Source organism: Hansschlegelia beijingensis, assembly GCF_045505405.1.
GTDB classification, from domain to species: Bacteria; Pseudomonadota; Alphaproteobacteria; order Rhizobiales; family Methylopilaceae; genus Methylopila; species Methylopila beijingensis_A.
Map to the genome: position 1 here is coordinate 1 of NZ_JBJKEX010000046.1, position 16,368 is coordinate 16,368.

General features: G+C 68.1%; 17 protein-coding genes. All 17 read left to right on the top strand.

The features are described from left to right. On the top strand, nt 1-590 hold a 590-nt coding region (locus ACIKT0_RS05055), incomplete at its 5' end, for a molybdopterin-dependent oxidoreductase (RefSeq protein WP_407104291.1). A gap of 3 nt (nt 591-593) precedes the next feature. Then, nucleotides 594-1,601, top strand: coding sequence for an NADH-quinone oxidoreductase subunit NuoH (nuoH, locus tag ACIKT0_RS05060; protein WP_407104292.1), 1,008 nt, complete (start codon nt 594-596; stop codon nt 1,599-1,601). Between the two features lie 253 nt (nt 1,602-1,854). After that, nucleotides 1,855-2,088: a hypothetical protein gene (locus ACIKT0_RS05065; protein WP_407104293.1), complete on the top strand. Its 234-nt coding sequence runs from the start codon at nt 1,855-1,857 to the stop codon at nt 2,086-2,088. Nucleotides 2,089-2,110: 22 nt separating this feature from the next. After that, on the top strand, nt 2,111-2,599 hold the full coding sequence (gene nuoI, locus ACIKT0_RS05070) for an NADH-quinone oxidoreductase subunit NuoI (protein ID WP_183396215.1): 489 nt from the start codon (nt 2,111-2,113) through the stop codon (nt 2,597-2,599). Between the two features lie 97 nt (nt 2,600-2,696). Beyond that, a complete protein-coding gene (locus tag ACIKT0_RS05075; protein ID WP_407104294.1) occupies nt 2,697-3,332 on the top strand; it encodes an NADH-quinone oxidoreductase subunit J in 636 nt (211 codons plus the stop codon). Further along, a complete protein-coding gene (gene nuoK / locus ACIKT0_RS05080; RefSeq protein WP_183396213.1) occupies nt 3,329-3,637 on the top strand; it encodes an NADH-quinone oxidoreductase subunit NuoK in 309 nt (102 codons plus the stop codon). Before ACIKT0_RS05075 ends, nuoK begins: the two co-directional genes overlap by 4 nt. 7 nt (nt 3,638-3,644) lie before the next feature. Beyond that, nucleotides 3,645-5,747: an NADH-quinone oxidoreductase subunit L gene (gene nuoL / locus ACIKT0_RS05085; protein WP_407104295.1), complete on the top strand. Its 2,103-nt coding sequence runs from the start codon at nt 3,645-3,647 to the stop codon at nt 5,745-5,747. Between the two features lie 5 nt (nt 5,748-5,752). Then, entirely contained in the window at nt 5,753-7,261 is a 1,509-nt protein-coding gene (locus ACIKT0_RS05090; RefSeq protein WP_407104296.1) for an NADH-quinone oxidoreductase subunit M, read from the top strand. 41 nt (nt 7,262-7,302) lie between these two features. Beyond that, nucleotides 7,303-8,739, top strand: coding sequence for an NADH-quinone oxidoreductase subunit NuoN (gene nuoN / locus ACIKT0_RS05095; RefSeq protein ID WP_407104297.1), 1,437 nt, complete (start codon nt 7,303-7,305; stop codon nt 8,737-8,739). A gap of 48 nt (nt 8,740-8,787) precedes the next feature. Continuing rightward, nucleotides 8,788-9,585, top strand: a complete 798-nt coding sequence (locus tag ACIKT0_RS05100) for a biotin--[acetyl-CoA-carboxylase] ligase (protein WP_407104298.1) — start codon at nt 8,788-8,790, stop codon at nt 9,583-9,585. A 2-nt stretch (nt 9,586-9,587) separates the two neighbouring features. Continuing rightward, complete coding sequence (locus ACIKT0_RS05105; protein WP_407104299.1) at nt 9,588-11,252, top strand: ribonuclease J; 1,665 nt, start codon at nt 9,588-9,590, stop codon at nt 11,250-11,252. 67 nt (nt 11,253-11,319) lie between these two features. Continuing rightward, complete coding sequence (gene mce, locus ACIKT0_RS05110; RefSeq protein WP_325444412.1) at nt 11,320-11,724, top strand: methylmalonyl-CoA epimerase; 405 nt, start codon at nt 11,320-11,322, stop codon at nt 11,722-11,724. Further along, a complete protein-coding gene (locus tag ACIKT0_RS05115; protein WP_407104300.1) occupies nt 11,721-12,002 on the top strand; it encodes a DUF1467 family protein in 282 nt (93 codons plus the stop codon). Before mce ends, ACIKT0_RS05115 begins: the two co-directional genes overlap by 4 nt. Before the next feature lie 394 nt (nt 12,003-12,396). After that, a complete protein-coding gene (gene proS / locus ACIKT0_RS05120) occupies nt 12,397-13,719 on the top strand; it encodes a proline--tRNA ligase (protein ID WP_407104301.1) in 1,323 nt (440 codons plus the stop codon). 13 nt (nt 13,720-13,732) lie between these two features. Next, nucleotides 13,733-15,016, top strand: coding sequence for a lipoprotein-releasing ABC transporter permease subunit (locus ACIKT0_RS05125; protein ID WP_407104304.1), 1,284 nt, complete (start codon nt 13,733-13,735; stop codon nt 15,014-15,016). Continuing rightward, nucleotides 15,013-15,747, top strand: coding sequence for an ABC transporter ATP-binding protein (locus ACIKT0_RS05130; RefSeq protein WP_407104302.1), 735 nt, complete (start codon nt 15,013-15,015; stop codon nt 15,745-15,747). The genes ACIKT0_RS05125 and ACIKT0_RS05130 overlap by 4 nt, the downstream gene beginning before the upstream one ends. A gap of 13 nt (nt 15,748-15,760) precedes the next feature. Beyond that, nucleotides 15,761-16,368 (top strand): chloride channel protein (locus ACIKT0_RS05135; protein ID WP_407104303.1); only part of this gene is annotated, 608 nt, incomplete at its 3' end.

The following is a 16,368-nucleotide window of genomic DNA, read 5'->3' on the forward strand; positions in this document are numbered from 1 at the left end:
GGGCGCTCGATCTCGGGCTGGTTCCGGGCGAGGGCGGTCTGACCGCCCGCCAGATGGCCGGGGCCGGGGCGCTCGACCTGCTGTTCCTGCTCGGGGCTGACGAGATCGACGTCGAGCCGGGCGCCTTCGTGGTCTATGTCGGCACGCATGGCGACCGCGGCGCGCACCGCGCCGACGTGATCCTGCCGGGCGCGGCCTACACAGAGAAATCGGGCCTCTACGTGAACACTGAAGGCCGCGTGCAGTTCGCCAACCGGGCGGCCTTCGCGCCCGGCGAGGGCCGCGAGGACTGGGCGATCCTGCGCGCCCTGTCCGAGCAGGTCGGCGCGCGGCTGCCCTACGACACGCTGGCGCAACTGCGGACGGCCCTGTTCGCCACGCATCCGCACATGGCCGCGCTGAACGAGATCTCGGCGGGCGCCGCTTCCGATGTCGAGCGTCTGGCCTCGGCCGGCGGCGCGCTCGGAGGCGAGCCGTTCCGCAGCGCGGTGCCGGACTTCTACCTCACCAACCCGATCGCCCGCGCTTCGGCCGTCATGGCCGAGATGAGCGCGCTGCGCGCGGCCCGCTTCGCGGAGGCCGCGGAGTAAGCCATGGACACGATTCTCCAAGTCCTGCTGATCGTGCTCCAGAGCGTCGTGCTGCTGGTCGCGCTGCTGGTGTTCATCGCCTACATCCTGCTCGCCGACCGCAAGGTCTGGGCGGCGGTGCAGCTCAGGCGCGGCCCGAACGTCGTCGGGCCGTTCGGGCTGCTGCAGTCCTTCGCCGACCTGCTGAAGTTCGTGCTGAAGGAGCCGGTGATCCCGGCGGGGTCCAACAAGGGCATCTTCCTGCTCGCCCCGCTCGTGACCTGTTTCCTCGCGCTCGCCGCCTGGGCCGTGATCCCGCTCGCCGACGGCTGGGCGATCGCCGACATCAATGTCGGCGTGCTCTACGTGTTCGCGATCTCCTCGCTCGGCGTCTACGGCGTCATCATGGGCGGCTGGGCCTCGAACTCGAAGTACCCGTTCCTCGGCGCGCTGCGCTCGGCGGCCCAGATGGTGTCCTATGAGGTCTCGATCGGCTTCGTGATCATCACCGTGCTGCTCTGCGTGGGCTCACTGAACCTGTCCGACATCGTCCACGCGCAGGACACCGCCGCCGGGCTGTTCGGCTGGTACTGGCTGCCGCTGTTCCCGATGTTCGTGATCTTCTTCATCTCGGCGCTGGCCGAGACGAACCGGCCGCCGTTCGATCTGGTGGAGGCGGAGTCGGAGATCGTCGCCGGCTTCATGACCGAATACGGCTCGACGCCGTACCTGCTGTTCATGCTCGGCGAGTACGTGGCGATCCTGACCATGTGCGCGCTGACCACCATCCTGTTCCTCGGCGGATGGCTGTCGCCGATCCCGTTCGCGCCCTTCACCTGGGTGCCCGGCGTGGTCTGGTTCGTTCTGAAGGGCTCGTTCGTCTTCTTCATGTTCGCGATGGTGAAGGCGTTCGTGCCCCGCTACCGCTACGACCAGCTGATGCGGCTCGGCTGGAAGGTGTTCCTGCCGATCTCGCTGTTCATGGTCGTGCTCGTCGCGGGCGTGCTGCAGTTCACCGGCTGGGCGCCATGACTGTGGCGCTGGTTTGTCTCGTCGGCGCCGCGATCGGCGTCATCGTAGGATTTGTCGCCGCTCGGATCGGCCTCCCGATTGTGTTGAGAAGCCAAAGAGCGGCGGCGGCCGCGGGGCGCTTGCCCGTGCTGTTCAAGGATTCTGACCGTCTCGAACGGCTTACGCGGCTCGTATACCGATACATGTTCCCGCTCGTGTTTGGCGGAGTGGGCGCCGTTGCGGCCTACACAACTTGGTTCGGGCGCACTGGGCAATGAACGCAGGCGCACTCGGCGCCCTCCTCGGGGCGGTCGCCGGAGCGCTGATCGGGGCGCTTGGCGCCAAGGCCTTGAACGCCGGGCTCGACCGGCAGATCGCGGGGGCGTCTCCCGAGGACACCCGGAAGTTCACGACGATCCGCCGGCTCGCCGGTCCGATCGTCATCGCGACGACGATCGTGGAGATCGCGATCGTCGGCTATGTCGCGGCTGAGATGCTGGCGGGCTGAAGCTCGCGGAGAGGGTTCTGGAATGCGGCTCGACCAAGCGGCCCGCTCGCTGTTCCTGAAGGAGTTCGTGTCGGCGTTCTTCCTGTCGATGCGCTACTTCTTCCGGCCGAAGGCGACGATCAACTACCCGTTCGAGAAGGGCGCGCTCTCGCCGCGCTTCCGCGGCGAGCACGCGCTGCGCCGCTATCCGAACGGCGAGGAGCGCTGCATCGCCTGCAAGCTGTGCGAGGCGATCTGCCCGGCGCAGGCGATCACCATCGAGGCCGGGCCGCGCCGCAACGACGGCACGCGGCGCACGACCCGCTACGACATCGACATGGTGAAATGCATCTATTGCGGCTTCTGCCAGGAGGCCTGCCCGGTCGACGCCATCGTCGAGGGTCCGAACTTCGAGTTCGCGACCGAGACGCGCGAGGAGCTCTACTACGACAAGGAGCGCCTGCTCGCGAATGGCGACCGGTGGGAGCGCGAGATCGCCCGCCGCATCGCGCTCGACGCGCCGTACCGATGAGCCGGACGTCCGTCAGGGCGCCGCTCGCGTCTTTACCTTCCGCCCCTTGCGCCGTACTCAGCCGCCGTTCAGCCGGACCAGGCTCGGGAAGCCGCCCATGACCCTGCCCGACATCTTCTTCTATGTGTTCGCCAGCGTGACGGTCGCCGCCGCCGTGATGGTGATCTCCGCGCGCAATCCCGTGCACTCGGTGCTGTTCCTGATCCTCGCCTTCGTGAACGCGGCCGGCCTGTTCGTGCTGATGGGCGCCGAGTTCCTCGCGATGATCCTGATCGTCGTCTATGTCGGCGCGGTCGCGGTGCTGTTCCTGTTCGTGACCATGATGCTCGACGCCGACTACCGCGAGCTTCGCGCAGGCTTCCTGCAGTATCTGCCCGTCGGCCTGCTGGTCGGGCTCGTGGTGCTGACGGAGCTGGTGCTGGTGGTCGGCGCCTGGAGCGTCTCGGGCGCATTGCCGAAGACGCCGGCCAAGACGCCGATTCCCGCCGACATCACCAACGCAGAGGCGCTCGGGCGGGTGCTCTACACGGACTACGTGCTGCTGTTCCAGGCGTCGGGCCTCGTGCTGCTGACCGCGATGGTCGGCGCGATCGTGCTGACTCTGCGCGAGCGCCGCCTCGCGGTGAAGCGTCAGGACATCGCCGAGCAGGTCGGCCGCCGGCCGGCGGACGCGATCGAGGTGGTGAAGGCGCCGGTCGGGCAGGGCGTCGCCGAAGGGGGAGGCGTACGGTGACCGTCGGGCTCGAGCACTATCTCGTCGTCGCCGCGATCCTGTTCACGATCGGGGTGTTCGGCATCTTCATGAACCGCAAGAACGTCATCATCATCCTGATGTCGGTCGAGCTCATCCTGCTCGCGGTCAACATCAACCTCGTCGCCTTCTCGACCCATCTCGGCGACCTGAAGGGGCAGGTGTTCGCGCTGTTCGTGCTGACGGTGGCGGCCGCGGAGGCCGCGATCGGCCTCGCGATCCTGGTGGTCTACTTCCGCAACCGCGGCACCATCGCGGTGTCCGACATCAACATGATGAAGGGCTGAGGACGCGATGTATTACCTCATCGTCTTCCTGCCCCTGCTGGGCGCGATCATCGCCGGCGCCATCGCGCTCGCCGGCGCTCGCAAGCGCCACCCCGGGGCCGTAGGCCCGGTCGACGCCTTCCATCACGGGCACGGCCACCACCACGAAGTGCATCCGACGCCCGCCGATTTCGCGCCGCATGACGACCACGCGCACGGCGACCACGGCCATGACGACCACGCCCATGGTCCGGCCGAGCCGGCCGCGGCCGGCTCGCGCGCGGCTGAGCTCGTCACCACCGGGCTGCTGATGGTGTCGGCGATCCTGTCATGGTTCGCCTTCGTGGACGTCACGCTCAACGACGCCGACGCGCATGTGAAGTTGATGCGCTGGATCTCGGCCGGCGGCCTCCAGCTCGACTGGGCGTTCCGGATCGACACGCTGACCGCCGTGATGCTGGTGGTCGTCAACTCGGTGTCGGCGCTCGTCCACCTCTACTCGATCGGCTACATGCACGAGGATCCGCACCGTCCGCGGTTCTTCAGCTACCTGTCGCTGTTCACCTTCGCCATGCTGATGCTGGTGACGTCGGACAACCTCGTCCAGATGTTCTTCGGCTGGGAAGGCGTCGGCCTCGCGAGCTATCTGCTGATCGGCTTCTGGTACCAGAAGCCTTCGGCGAACGCCGCGGCGATCAAGGCCTTCGTGGTCAACCGCGTCGGCGATTTCGGCTTCTCGCTCGGCATGTTCGCGACCTTCGCGGTGTTCGGCAGCGTCTCCTTCGAGACGATCTTCGCCGCCGCGCCGGGCGCCGCCGACAAGACCATCAACTTCCTCGGCCACGACTGGCACGCGCTGACCGTCATCTCCTTCCTGCTGTTCATCGGCGCGATGGGCAAGTCGGCGCAGATCGGCCTGCACACCTGGCTGCCGGACGCGATGGAAGGACCGACGCCGGTCTCGGCGCTGATCCACGCGGCCACGATGGTGACGGCCGGCGTGTTCCTGGTCGCGCGCATGTCGCCGATCTTCGAGCACGCGCCGGACGCGCTCGCCTTCGTAACCTTCATCGGAGCGACGACGGCGATCTTCGCCGCCACGATCGGTCTCGTGCAGACCGACATCAAGCGCGTCATCGCCTATTCGACCTGCTCGCAGCTCGGCTACATGTTCGCAGCCCTCGGCGTCGGGGCCTATGGCGTCGGGGTGTTCCACCTGTTCACGCACGCCTTCTTCAAGGCGCTGCTGTTCCTTGGCTCCGGCTCGGTCATCCACGCGATGCACCACGAGCAGGACATGCGGAACATGGGCGGCCTGCGCCGGCTGATCCCGGTGACCTACTGGATGATGGTGATCGGCACGCTCGCGCTCACCGGCTTCCCGCTGACCGCCGGCTACTACTCGAAGGACGCCATCATCGAGGCGACATACGCGGCGCACACCAGCGTCGGGACCTACGCCTTCATCATGACGGTCACGGCGGCCCTGCTGACCTCGTTCTATTCCTGGCGGCTGATCTTCCTGACCTTCCATGGCGCGCCGCGGGCGTCGCTCGAGACCATGAGCCATGTCCACGAGAGCCCTCGGGTGATGCTCATCCCGCTGCTGCTGCTCAGCGTGGGCGCGCTGTTCGCCGGCATCGTGTTCCACAGCGCCTTCGTGGGCGCGGGCTACGACGCGTTCTGGCGCGGGGCGATCTTCACGGGCGAGCACAACGAGATCATGCATCACATGCATGACGTGCCGAGGCTCGTCGTCTACGCGCCCGCCATCGTGATGGTGATCGGCTTCGCGCTCGCCTGGCTGTTCTACATCAAGCGCCCCGACCTGCCGGGCCGGCTCGCGAAGCAGCAGGTGCTGATCTACCGCTTCCTGCTCAACAAATGGTACTTCGACGAGCTCTACGACCTCGTGTTCGTGCGGCCCGCGAAGTGGATCGGCCGCTTCCTCTGGAAGACCGGCGACGGCAAGATCATCGACGGCCTCGGGCCGGACGGCGTCTCCGCGCGCGTGATCGACGTCACCGACCGAGTGGTGCGGCTGCAGACCGGCTACGTCTACCATTACGCCTTCGCGATGCTGATCGGCGTCGCGGCCCTCTTCACGTGGTTCATGGTCCGGGGGCTGTGACGGCGATGACCGACTGGCCCATTCTCTCGCTGCTGACGTTCCTGCCGCTGGTCGGCGTCGCGTTCCTGCTGGTCATCCGCGGGAACGACGAGGCGGCTCTCAGGAACATCCGCCACGTCGCGCTGTGGACCACGGTGATCGACTTCGTCATCGCGCTCGTGTTGTGGGCGAAGTTCGATCACGCCAATCCGGGCTTCCAGTTCGTCGAGAACGCGGAATGGCTCGGCGGCGCGATCAACTACCGGATGGGCGTGGACGGCATCTCGACGCCGTTCATCATCCTGACCGCCTTCCTGATGCCGTTCTGCATCCTGGCCTCGTGGACCTCGATCACCCACCGGGTGAAGGAGTACATGATCGCCTTCCTGGTGCTCGAGACGCTGATGATCGGCGTGTTCTCGGCGCTCGATCTCGTGCTGTTCTACCTGTTCTTCGAAGGCGGCCTGATCCCGATGTTCCTGATCATCGGGATCTGGGGCGGCCCTCGCCGGGTCTATGCGAGCTTCAAGTTCTTCCTCTACACGCTGCTCGGCTCGCTGCTGATGCTGGTCGCGATCCTCGCGATGTACGGCGACGCCGGCACGACCGACATCCAGACGCTGCTCGCCTACAAGTTCCCGGCGGACATGCAGTGGTGGCTGTGGCTCGGCTTCTTCGCCTCGTTCGCGGTGAAGATGCCGATGTGGCCGGTGCACACCTGGCTGCCGGACGCGCATGTGGAGGCGCCGACGGCGGGCTCCGTGATCCTGGCGGGCATCTTGCTGAAGATGGGCGGCTACGGCTTCCTGCGCTTCTCGCTGCCGATGTTCCCGATCGCGAGCGCCGACTTCGCGCCGCTCGTGTTCGCGCTGTCCGTCGTCGCGATCATCTACACCTCGCTGGTCGCGCTGATGCAGGAGGACATCAAGAAGCTGATCGCCTACTCGTCGGTCGCCCATATGGGCTTCGTCACGATGGGCATCTTCGCGATGAACCCTCAGGGCGTGCAGGGCGCGGTGTTCCAGATGGTGAGCCACGGGCTCGTTTCGGGCGCGCTGTTCCTGTGCGTGGGCGTGATCTACGACCGGCTGCACACCCGCGAGATCGCGGCCTTCGGCGGGCTCGTGAACAAGATGCCGTGGTACGCGGCCGCGTTCATGGTGTTCACCATGGCGAATGTCGGCCTGCCTGGGACCTCCGGCTTCGTCGGCGAGTTCCTGACGCTGCTGGGCGCGTTCCAGGCCAACACCTGGGTCGCGCTGTTCGCCACGACCGGCGTCATCCTCTCGGCCGGCTACGCGCTGTGGCTCTATCGGCGCGTGGTGTTCGGAACGATCAAGCCGGGGCTTGAGGCGATCCCGGACCTGTCGCGCCGCGAGATCGCGATGCTGCTCCCGCTGGCGGTCCTGACCGTGGTTTACGGCGTATGGCCGGCCCCTGTGCTGGACATGTCGGCCGCCACCGTCGACGGCATGCTGCAGTCCGCCCAGGCCGCCATCGCCGCGGCCGGCAAGGCCGCGATGGCGGGGCAGTGATGAAGCACGCCGCACTTTTCTCCAGAATCGAGCGCTGACGCATGGACGCCTCCGCCCTTCCGCTGCTCGCCCCCGCGCTGCCCGAGATCGTGCTCGCCATCGGGGCGCTCGGGCTCGTCCTGATCGGCGCGATCATGGGCGACCGGGCCACGGGCCTGGTCAACGGCCTGGCGCTGGGCCTCATCGCGCTCGCGACCGTGCTCGTGCTCGCCGCGCCCACCGACGCGCCGGCGACCTTCGGCGGCTCGTTCAAGCTCGACGCCTTCGCCCGCTTCATGAAGATGCTGGCCTTCATCGGCGCCTTCGCGGCGCTGGCGCTGAGCTTCGACTACATGCGCCGGGAGAACTTCGCGCGCTTCGAATACGCCATCCTGGTCGTGCTCTCGACGCTCGGCATGGCGCTCATGATCTCGGCCTCGGACCTGATCGCGCTCTATCTCGGTCTCGAACTGCAGTCGCTGGCGCTCTATGTGATCGCCGCGATCCACCGCGATGACCGTCGCTCGACCGAAGCCGGCCTGAAGTACTTCGTGCTCGGGGCGCTCTCCTCCGGCATGCTGCTCTACGGCGCCTCGCTGGTCTATGGCGTGACGGGCGCGGTCGGCTTCGCCGACATCGCCGCGGCGCTCGGCGGCGGCCAGCCCTCCATCGCGCTGATCTTCGGAATCGTGTTCCTGCTCTCGGGCTTCGCCTTCAAGGTCTCGGCGGTGCCGTTCCACATGTGGACGCCGGACGTCTACGAGGGCGCGCCGACCCCGATCACGGCGTTCTTCGCTTCGGCCGCCAAGGTCGCAGGCGTGGCGATGTTCGTGCGCGTCGTCGCCGAAGCCTTCCCGAGCGTCACCGAATGGCGGCAGATCGTGGTGTTCGTCGCGATCGCCTCGATGGCGCTCGGCTCGTTCGCTGCGATCGGGCAGCGCAACATCAAGCGCCTGATGGCCTACTCCTCGATCGGCCACATGGGCTACGTGCTGGTCGGTCTTGCGGCCGGCACCCCGGAGGGCGTCCGCGGCGTCGCGATCTATGTGGCGATCTATGTCGCGATGACGCTCGGCGCCTTCGCCTGCATCCTCTCGATGCGCGTCGGCGATCGTTACGTCGAGGAAATCGACGACCTGGCCGGGCTGTCGCGGACCAATCCGGCGATGGCCTTCGTGCTCGCGATGATCATGTTCTCGCTGGCGGGCATCCCGCCGCTCGCGGGCTTCTTCGCCAAGTTCTACGTGTTCTATGCCGCGGTGAACGCCGGGCTTGCGCCTCTCGCCGTCATCGGCCTCGTGCTGAGCGTCATCGGCGCGTTCTATTATCTGCGCATCGTGAAGATCATTTATCTCGACGAGCCTAAGGTCGAGTTCGCGCCGATGACGTTCGCGGCTAAGACGGTGCTCACCATCGCGGGCGGCTTCACGATTCTCTATTTCCTCTATCCGGCTCCGCTGGGCGTGGCCGCGTCCGCCGCCGCGCAATCCCTGTTCTGAGGGCGGAATGCAGAACCCCAAGGACATTTCGCTGACGCGACAAGCCGCATGAGTTTCGCTCTCGGCCCGATGGCGATCGCCGCCGGCCATTCTCTCGTCGCCTATGACACGGTCGGCTCCACCAACACTGAGGCCCTTGCGCTGGTGCGTGAGGGCAGGGGGCCGGTCTGGGTGGCCGCGCGCTCGCAGACGGAAGGCCGCGGAAGGCGGGGGCGCGAGTGGTCGACCGAGCGCGGCAATCTGGCGGCGAGCTTCGGCCTTGCGATCGAGGCCACGCCGGCCGTAGCGGCGACCCTGGGGTTCGCGGCAGGACTGGCGCTTGAATCCGCGCTCCGGCTGACGGCGCCGTCGCTTCAGGCGCGCACGTCGCGCCCCGAGCTCAAATGGCCGAACGACGTCGTCGTAGACGGCGCCAAGCTCGCCGGGATCCTTCTGGAGGCGGACGCCGTTTCTGAGGGCCGGCTCGCCGTCGTGGTCGGCCTTGGCGTCAACGTGGCTTCGGCGCCTGAGGGGCTGCCATACCCCGCCACGAGCCTCGCCGCGCGTGGGGACCGGGTCACGGCAGAGGAGCTGTTCGCGTCGCTGGCGGACGCGCTGGTCGGCTGGCTCGAGGTCTGGAACGAGGGCCGCGGGCTGCCCGCGGTGCGGAAGGCCTGGATGGCGCGGGCGGCGGGCCTCGGCGCGCAGGTCGAGGTCGACATGGGCGACCGCAGAATTCGAGGCCGCTTCGAGTCGATCGACGAGAGCGGCCGGTTGGTTATCCGCGCCCCGACCGGGGTCGCGACCGCGATCGCCGCCGGCGACGTCTATTTCGGCGCGGCGGCGACGCACGCCGCGCAAGGGTGAGAATGGCTCAGGATCTGGTTTTCGCGCCGCTCGGAGGGGTCGGCGAAATCGGCATGAACGCCGGGCTCTACGGTTATGGCGAGGGCCCCAAACGGCGCTGGCTGATGGTCGACTGCGGCGTGCTGTTCGGCGATCCGGCCATGACGCCCGGCATCGACCTGATCATGCCGGACATCCGCTTCGCGAAGGCGCAGCGCGCCAACATCGAAGCGCTGGTGCTGACGCACGCGCATGAGGATCACTACGGCGCCGTGCTCGACCTGTGGCCGGAGCTCGGCTGCCCGGTCTACGCAACCCCGTTCGCAGCGGCGATGCTGGAGGCGAAGCGGGTCTCCGAGAGGGGCGCGCCCAAGATCGACGTGCGGGTCATCCCGCAGGGTGGGCGTTTCACCGCCGGACCGTTCGAGGTCGAGTTCGTCGCCGTCGCGCATTCCATCCCGGAGTCGAACGCGCTCGCGATCCGCACGCCGGCGGGCACGGTCGTGCACACTGGCGACTGGAAGATCGACCTGACGCCCGTGCTCGGACCCGCGACCGACGAGGCCCGTCTGCGGGCGATCGGCCAGGAGGGCGTCGCCGCGGTGATCGGCGATTCCACCAACGCGCTCCGCGAGGGGTTCTCGCGGTCGGAAAAGGAGGTCGCGGAGAGCCTCAAGGAGCTGATCGGCAGCGCCCCGGGTCGCGTCGCGGTCACGACCTTCGCGTCGAATGTCGGGCGGCTGCGCGCCGTCGCGGAGGCGGCGCTCGCATGCGACCGCCAGGTCGTGGTGATCGGCCGCGCCATGCACCGGGCGCTCGAGGTCGGGCGGATGCTCGGCTATCTCGAAGGCATCCCGGAGTTTCTCGACGCGGACGCCTACGGCTATCTGCCGCGCGACAAGGTCGTGGCGCTGATGACCGGCAGCCAGGGCGAGCCGCGCGCCGCGCTCGCCCGCATCGCGAACGGCGATCATCCGATGGTGGCTCTCGCCAAGGGCGACCGGGTGATCTTCTCGTCCCGCGCGATCCCCGGCAACGAGAAGGCCGTCGGCCGCGTGATCAACGGCCTGATCGCCGGCGGCGCCCAGGTGATCACCGACCGCACCCACTTCGTCCACGTGTCGGGACATCCGCATCGCGAGGAGCTCGCCACGCTCTACGGCTGGCTCAAGCCGCAGCTCGTCGTCCCTGTCCATGGCGAGGAGCTGCACATGGCGGAGCATCTTGAGGCCGCGAAGTCGGCTGGCGCCGGGAGCGTCGCGCGCGTCCGGGACGGCCAGATGATCCGCATCGCCGGAGGCCCGGCCGAGATCGTCGACGAGGTGGTCTCCGGCCGCATGCTCAAGGACGGTCGCGTGCTGATCTACGCCACCGAGCCGACCATCTCGGAGCGGAGGAAGCTGGCGTTCGCGGGCGTGGTCTCGGTCGCCTTGGCGATCGACCAGTCGGGCGACGTCGCCGGCGACCCGGACGTCAGGTTCAGCGGCCTGCCGCCGCGCGACGACGAGGGCACGCCGATGCTCGAGGTCATCCGCGATACGGTGCTGGATTGCCTGGACGGGCTCGCCCGTCCGCGCCGTCGCGACGCGGCGTTGGTGGCCTCCGCGATCGAGCGCGCCGTGCGCGCCGAGCTCAACCTCGTATGGGGCAAAAAGCCGGTTTGCCACGTCTCCGTGCTCGGCGTATGAGCGATCCGGGTCGGCTACGGCCGGCTCGCGGACAGCTTCGTCCCCCCTGGGATGACCGGAGATCATCATGATCGGGCGCCTCAACCACGTGGCCATAGCGGTGCCGGATCTCGCGGCCGCCACTGCGGTCTATCGGGACACGCTCGGCGCCAAGGTGACGCCCGCGACCGAGCAGCCCGAGCACGGGGTCAGCGTGGTCTTCATCGAGCTTCCGAACACCAAGATCGAGCTGCTTGAGCCGCTTGGCGAAAAGTCGCCGATCGCCGCCTTTCTCGAGCGCTCCCCGGCCGGCGGCATCCACCACATCTGCTACGAGGTCGACGACATCGTGGCGGCGCGCGACCAGCTGAAGGCCCAGGGCGCGCGGGTGCTCGGCGACGGCGAGCCGAAGATCGGCGCGCACGGCAAGCCGGTGCTGTTCCTCCACCCGAAGGACATGCTGGGCGCTCTCGTGGAGCTCGAACAGGCTTGATCTTCTCGGCTGTCAGCTGGGCCGCGGTCTATTTCATCATCTGGTGGACGACGCTGTTCGCCGTGCTGCCGTTCGGCGCCCGCAGCCAGTCGGACGCGGGCGAGATCACGCCCGGAACGGAGCCGGGCGCGCCGTTCAGCGCCCGCCTCGGTCGCATCATCGTGATCACCACCATCGTGGCGACGATCATCTTCGCTGGTGTCTATCTTCTGCTGACGCAGGAGCTTTTCGGGCTGGACGACATCCCGTTCCTGCCGCGGTTCGAGCAGGCCCGCTGACCGCCGCGGCCGGAAGGCGGGCAAAAAAAAGCAAGGCCGAGGCCTTGCGTTTTGTGGCAGTTCGCATTGGTCCGCGCTCTGACGCCGCGAGCGGTGCGGGACTTCGGCGTCTGATGGGCGTACGCCTTAGCGGCGGGCCTGCGGACATCCTCCCAAGCGCGAGCCTTTGATCCGACGAGGCAACTTCGCCGGTGGCCCTTGTTATGGAAGTAAAGCTAGCCGAGCCCGGAAGGTTTGTCACCTCCTTGTGCAGAGGGCGCCAAAAAAAGAAGCGTGAACGACCAGGGGCCTTCAGGGGAGCCGGCGCTTGTGTTTCCCGGGCCCTTCCGCTTTCGTGCGCGGCCACGGCCGCCGGCGCGCGGCGGGCCGGATTCGCATTCAGCCTGAGATCTCCATGCGCCTGAGCCGCTACTTCCTTCCCATCCTTCGCGAGGCGCCCAAAGAGGCCGAGATCGTCTCGCACCGGCTGATGTTGCGGGCCGGGATGATCAGGCAGGAGGCCGCCGGCATCTATGCCTGGCTGCCGCTCGGCCTGCGCGTGCTGAACAAGATCGCCGACATCGTTCGCGAGGAGCAGAACCGGGCCGGAGCCGTCGAGCTCCTGATGCCGACGCTGCAGCTCGCCGATCTGTGGCGCGAGAGCGGACGGTACGACGCCTATGGCGAGGAGATGCTGCGCATCAAGGATCGGCATGAGCGCGAGATGCTCTATGGCCCGACCAACGAGGAAATGATCACCGAGATCTTCCGGGCGGGCGTCCGTTCCTACAAGGACTTGCCGAAGAACCTCTACCACATCCAGTGGAAGTTCCGGGACGAGCGGCGTCCGCGCTTCGGCGTGATGCGCTCGCGCGAGTTCCTGATGAAGGACGCCTACTCGTTCGATCTCGACGCCGAGGGCGCCAAGACGTCCTACAACCGGATGTTCGTCGCCTATCTCAGGACCTTCGCGCGGCTTGGCCTCAAGGCGATCCCGATGCGGGCCGACACGGGCCCGATCGGCGGTGACCTCAGCCACGAGTTCATCATCCTGGCCAAGACCGGCGAGAGCGAGGTGTTCTGCCACAAGAACTTCCTCGACTTCGACACGCCGCCTGCGGACGTGGACTTCGGCGACCCGGCCGCCCTGCAGGCGATCGTCGACCGCTGGACGAGCCTCTACGCCGCGACCGAGGACATGCACGACGCGGGCGCCTTCGAAGCTCTGGCCGCCACCGACCGGCTTTCGGCGCGGGGCATCGAGGTCGGCCACATCTTCTATTTCGGCACCAAGTATTCGCTGCCCATGAAGGCCTTCGTCACCGGCCCCGACGGCAAGGACACGCCGGTGCACATGGGCTCGTACGGCATCGGGCCGAGCCGGCTGGCGGCGGCGATCATCGAAGCCGGCCATGACGACGCCGGAATCATCTGGCCGGATGCGGTGGCCCCGTTCAGGGTGGGGCTGGTGAACCTCAAGCCGGGCGACGCCGCCGTCGACGCCGCCTGCGAGGATCTCTACGCGAAGCTGACGGGGCAGGGGATCGACGTGCTCTACGACGACACCGACGAGCGCGCTGGCTCCAAATTCGCCACCATGGAGCTGATCGGCCTGCCCTGGCGCCTGGTGGTCGGCCCCAAGGGGCTGGCGGCCGGCACGGTCGAGCTGAAGCGCCGGGCCGGCGGAGCGGCCGAGCAACTCAGCCCCGAATCCGCGCTCGCCGCGATCATCGGCTGAGGGCGTGGCGAGCTTGCGATCATCCTCGGCTTCGCCGGCGGGCTCCACGCGGCCCTTCGCGCCGTTCGAGTGGCTGATCGCGGGCCGCTATCTGCGCGCCCGCCGGAAGGAAGGCTTCATCTCGGTCATCGCCGGCTTCTCGTTCCTCGGCATCACGCTCGGCGTCGCGACGCTGATCATCGTGATGGCCGTCATGAATGGCTTCCGGACCGAGCTTCTGAACAAGATCCTCGGCATCAACGGCCACGTGGTCGCCCAGCCGCTCGACGGGCCGCTGACCGATTACGCCGCCGTCGCCGACCGGCTCAGCAAGGTCTCGGGCGTCAAGTTCGTGATCCCGCTCGTCGAGGGGCAGGCGCTGGCCTCCTCTCCCTCGGCCTCCGGCGGCGTTCTGGTGCGCGGCCTGCGCGCCCAGGACTTGGGGAAGCTGCAGCTCGTCTCGCGCACGATCCGCGACGGCAGCCTCGAGAACTTCGACGACGGCGGCGGGGTGCTGATCGGAAAGCGCCTGGCGGACCAGCTCGGGCTGCGGGCCGGCGACACCCTGACCCTGGTGAGCCCCCGCGGGGCCGTGACCCCGATGGGCGTCACGCCCCGGATCAAGGGCTACAGGGTCGCCGGCGTGTTCGAGATCGGCATGTCGGAGTATGACGGCGCCTTCGTCTTCATGCCGCTGCAGGAGGCGCAGGCCTATTTCAACCGCGACGACGACGTCACCGGCATCGAGGTCTATCTCGATCACCCGGACCTTGTCGGCAAGGTGAAGCCGAACCTGCAGGAGGCGGCGGACCGGCCGCTCTACATGCTGGACTGGCGCGACCGGAACAAAACCTTCTTCTCGGCCCTGGAGGTCGAACGCAACGTGATGTTCCTGATCCTCACGCTGATCGTGCTGGTGGCCGCGCTCAACATCATCTCCGGCCTGATCATGCTCGTGAAGGACAAGGGTCGCGACATCGCTATCCTGCGCACCATGGGCGCGACCCGCGGGTCGATCATGCGCATCTTCCTGATCACCGGCGCGAGCATCGGGGTCGTGGGCACCCTGGCGGGCTTCGCGCTCGGCATGGTGGTCTGCTGGAACATCGAGACGATCCGCGCATTCCTGGCGTCGCTCACCGGGACGGAGCTGTTCTCTCCCGAGGTCTACTTCCTGAGCCGGCTCCCCGCCGATCCGGATATGAAAGAGACCGTGACGGTGGTGCTGATGGCGCTCACCCTCTCCGTCGCCGCCACGCTCTATCCCTCCTGGCGGGCCGCCAAACTCGATCCAGTCGAGGCGCTGCGTTACGAATGAGCGAGGTCCAGGACGTTTCGGAGGAGTTCGACGGCGCCTCGGCCGGACCAGCCGCGGGGCCGCTGCTCGTGATCGATCATGTCGCCCGGCGCTACCGCCAGGGCGACGCCGCGGTCGACGTGCTGATCGACGCCTCGGCCCAGCTCGCGGCCGGCGAGGTCGTGGCGCTGGTCGCGCCCTCCGGCGCGGGCAAGTCGACCCTGCTGCATATCGCGGGGCTGCTCGAACGGCCGGACGGCGGCGAGGTGTTCTTCGACGGCGAGCCCACGGCCGGCCTGTCCGACGACGCCCGCACGGCGCTCAGGCGCAACGAGGTGGGCTTCGTCTACCAGTTCCATCATCTGCTGCCGGAGTTCACGGCGCTCGAGAACGTCGTCATGCCGCAGCTCATCCGGGGCCTCGGCGCCGTCGAGGCGCGCACCAGGGCGACGGAACTGCTCTCCTATCTCGGGCTCGGACAGAGGCTCGATCACCGCCCGGCCGAACTGTCCGGAGGCGAGCAGCAGCGCGTGGCGATCGCCCGCGCGGTGGCAAACGCGCCGCGCCTGCTGCTTGCGGACGAACCGACGGGCAATCTCGACCCGGTGACCTCCGCTCACGTGTTCGCGACGCTGACGGCGCTGGCGCGCGCCTCCGGGCTCGCCGCGATCGTCGCCACGCACAATCTCGAGCTCGCCGAAACGCTGGACAGACGCCTCACGCTGCGAGACGGCGTGCTGGTCGAAACCTGACGGGCGAAACCGCTTGGCGCCCGAAGGCCCGACCCCGACCGGCTCGCCCGCTCCGACGGCGGAGCCGGAGCGGGCCCGGGAGCTGAAGGCGGCCGGTCAGGGAGCGGTTCTGCGGCGCGCGCCCTGGGCGGCGGCGCTGCTCGACTGGATAAGCGGCCGCTTCAGGGCGAGCGAGGCCTGGCTCGTCGGCCTTGCGATCGTGGTCGGATCCGCGGCCGGGGCGCTGACGGTGGCGCAAGGCGCGATCGCCGAGACGGTGCAGCATCTACTGTTCCGGCTGCCGGCCGAGGCGCGGCTCAGCGCCATGCCCTCCCTCAGCCTGACGCAGCTTCTTATCCTGCCGCTCGGCGGAATCGCGCTCGCGGCTTTCACGCTGGTGGTCCGGGCGCGTCGCCGGGCGCTGGTCGACGCCGTGGAGGCCAACGCGCTCCACGGCGGGCGGATGTCGGTGATCGACAGCCTCATCATCTCCGGACAGACGCTGATCTCGAACGGCTTCGGCGCCTCGGTCGGCCTCGAAGCCGCCTATGCGCAGATGGGCGGCGCGGGCGGCTCGCTCGCGGGGCGGGCTTTCCGGATCAGGCGCGCGGACGTGCGGACGCTGGTCGGTGCGGGGGCGGG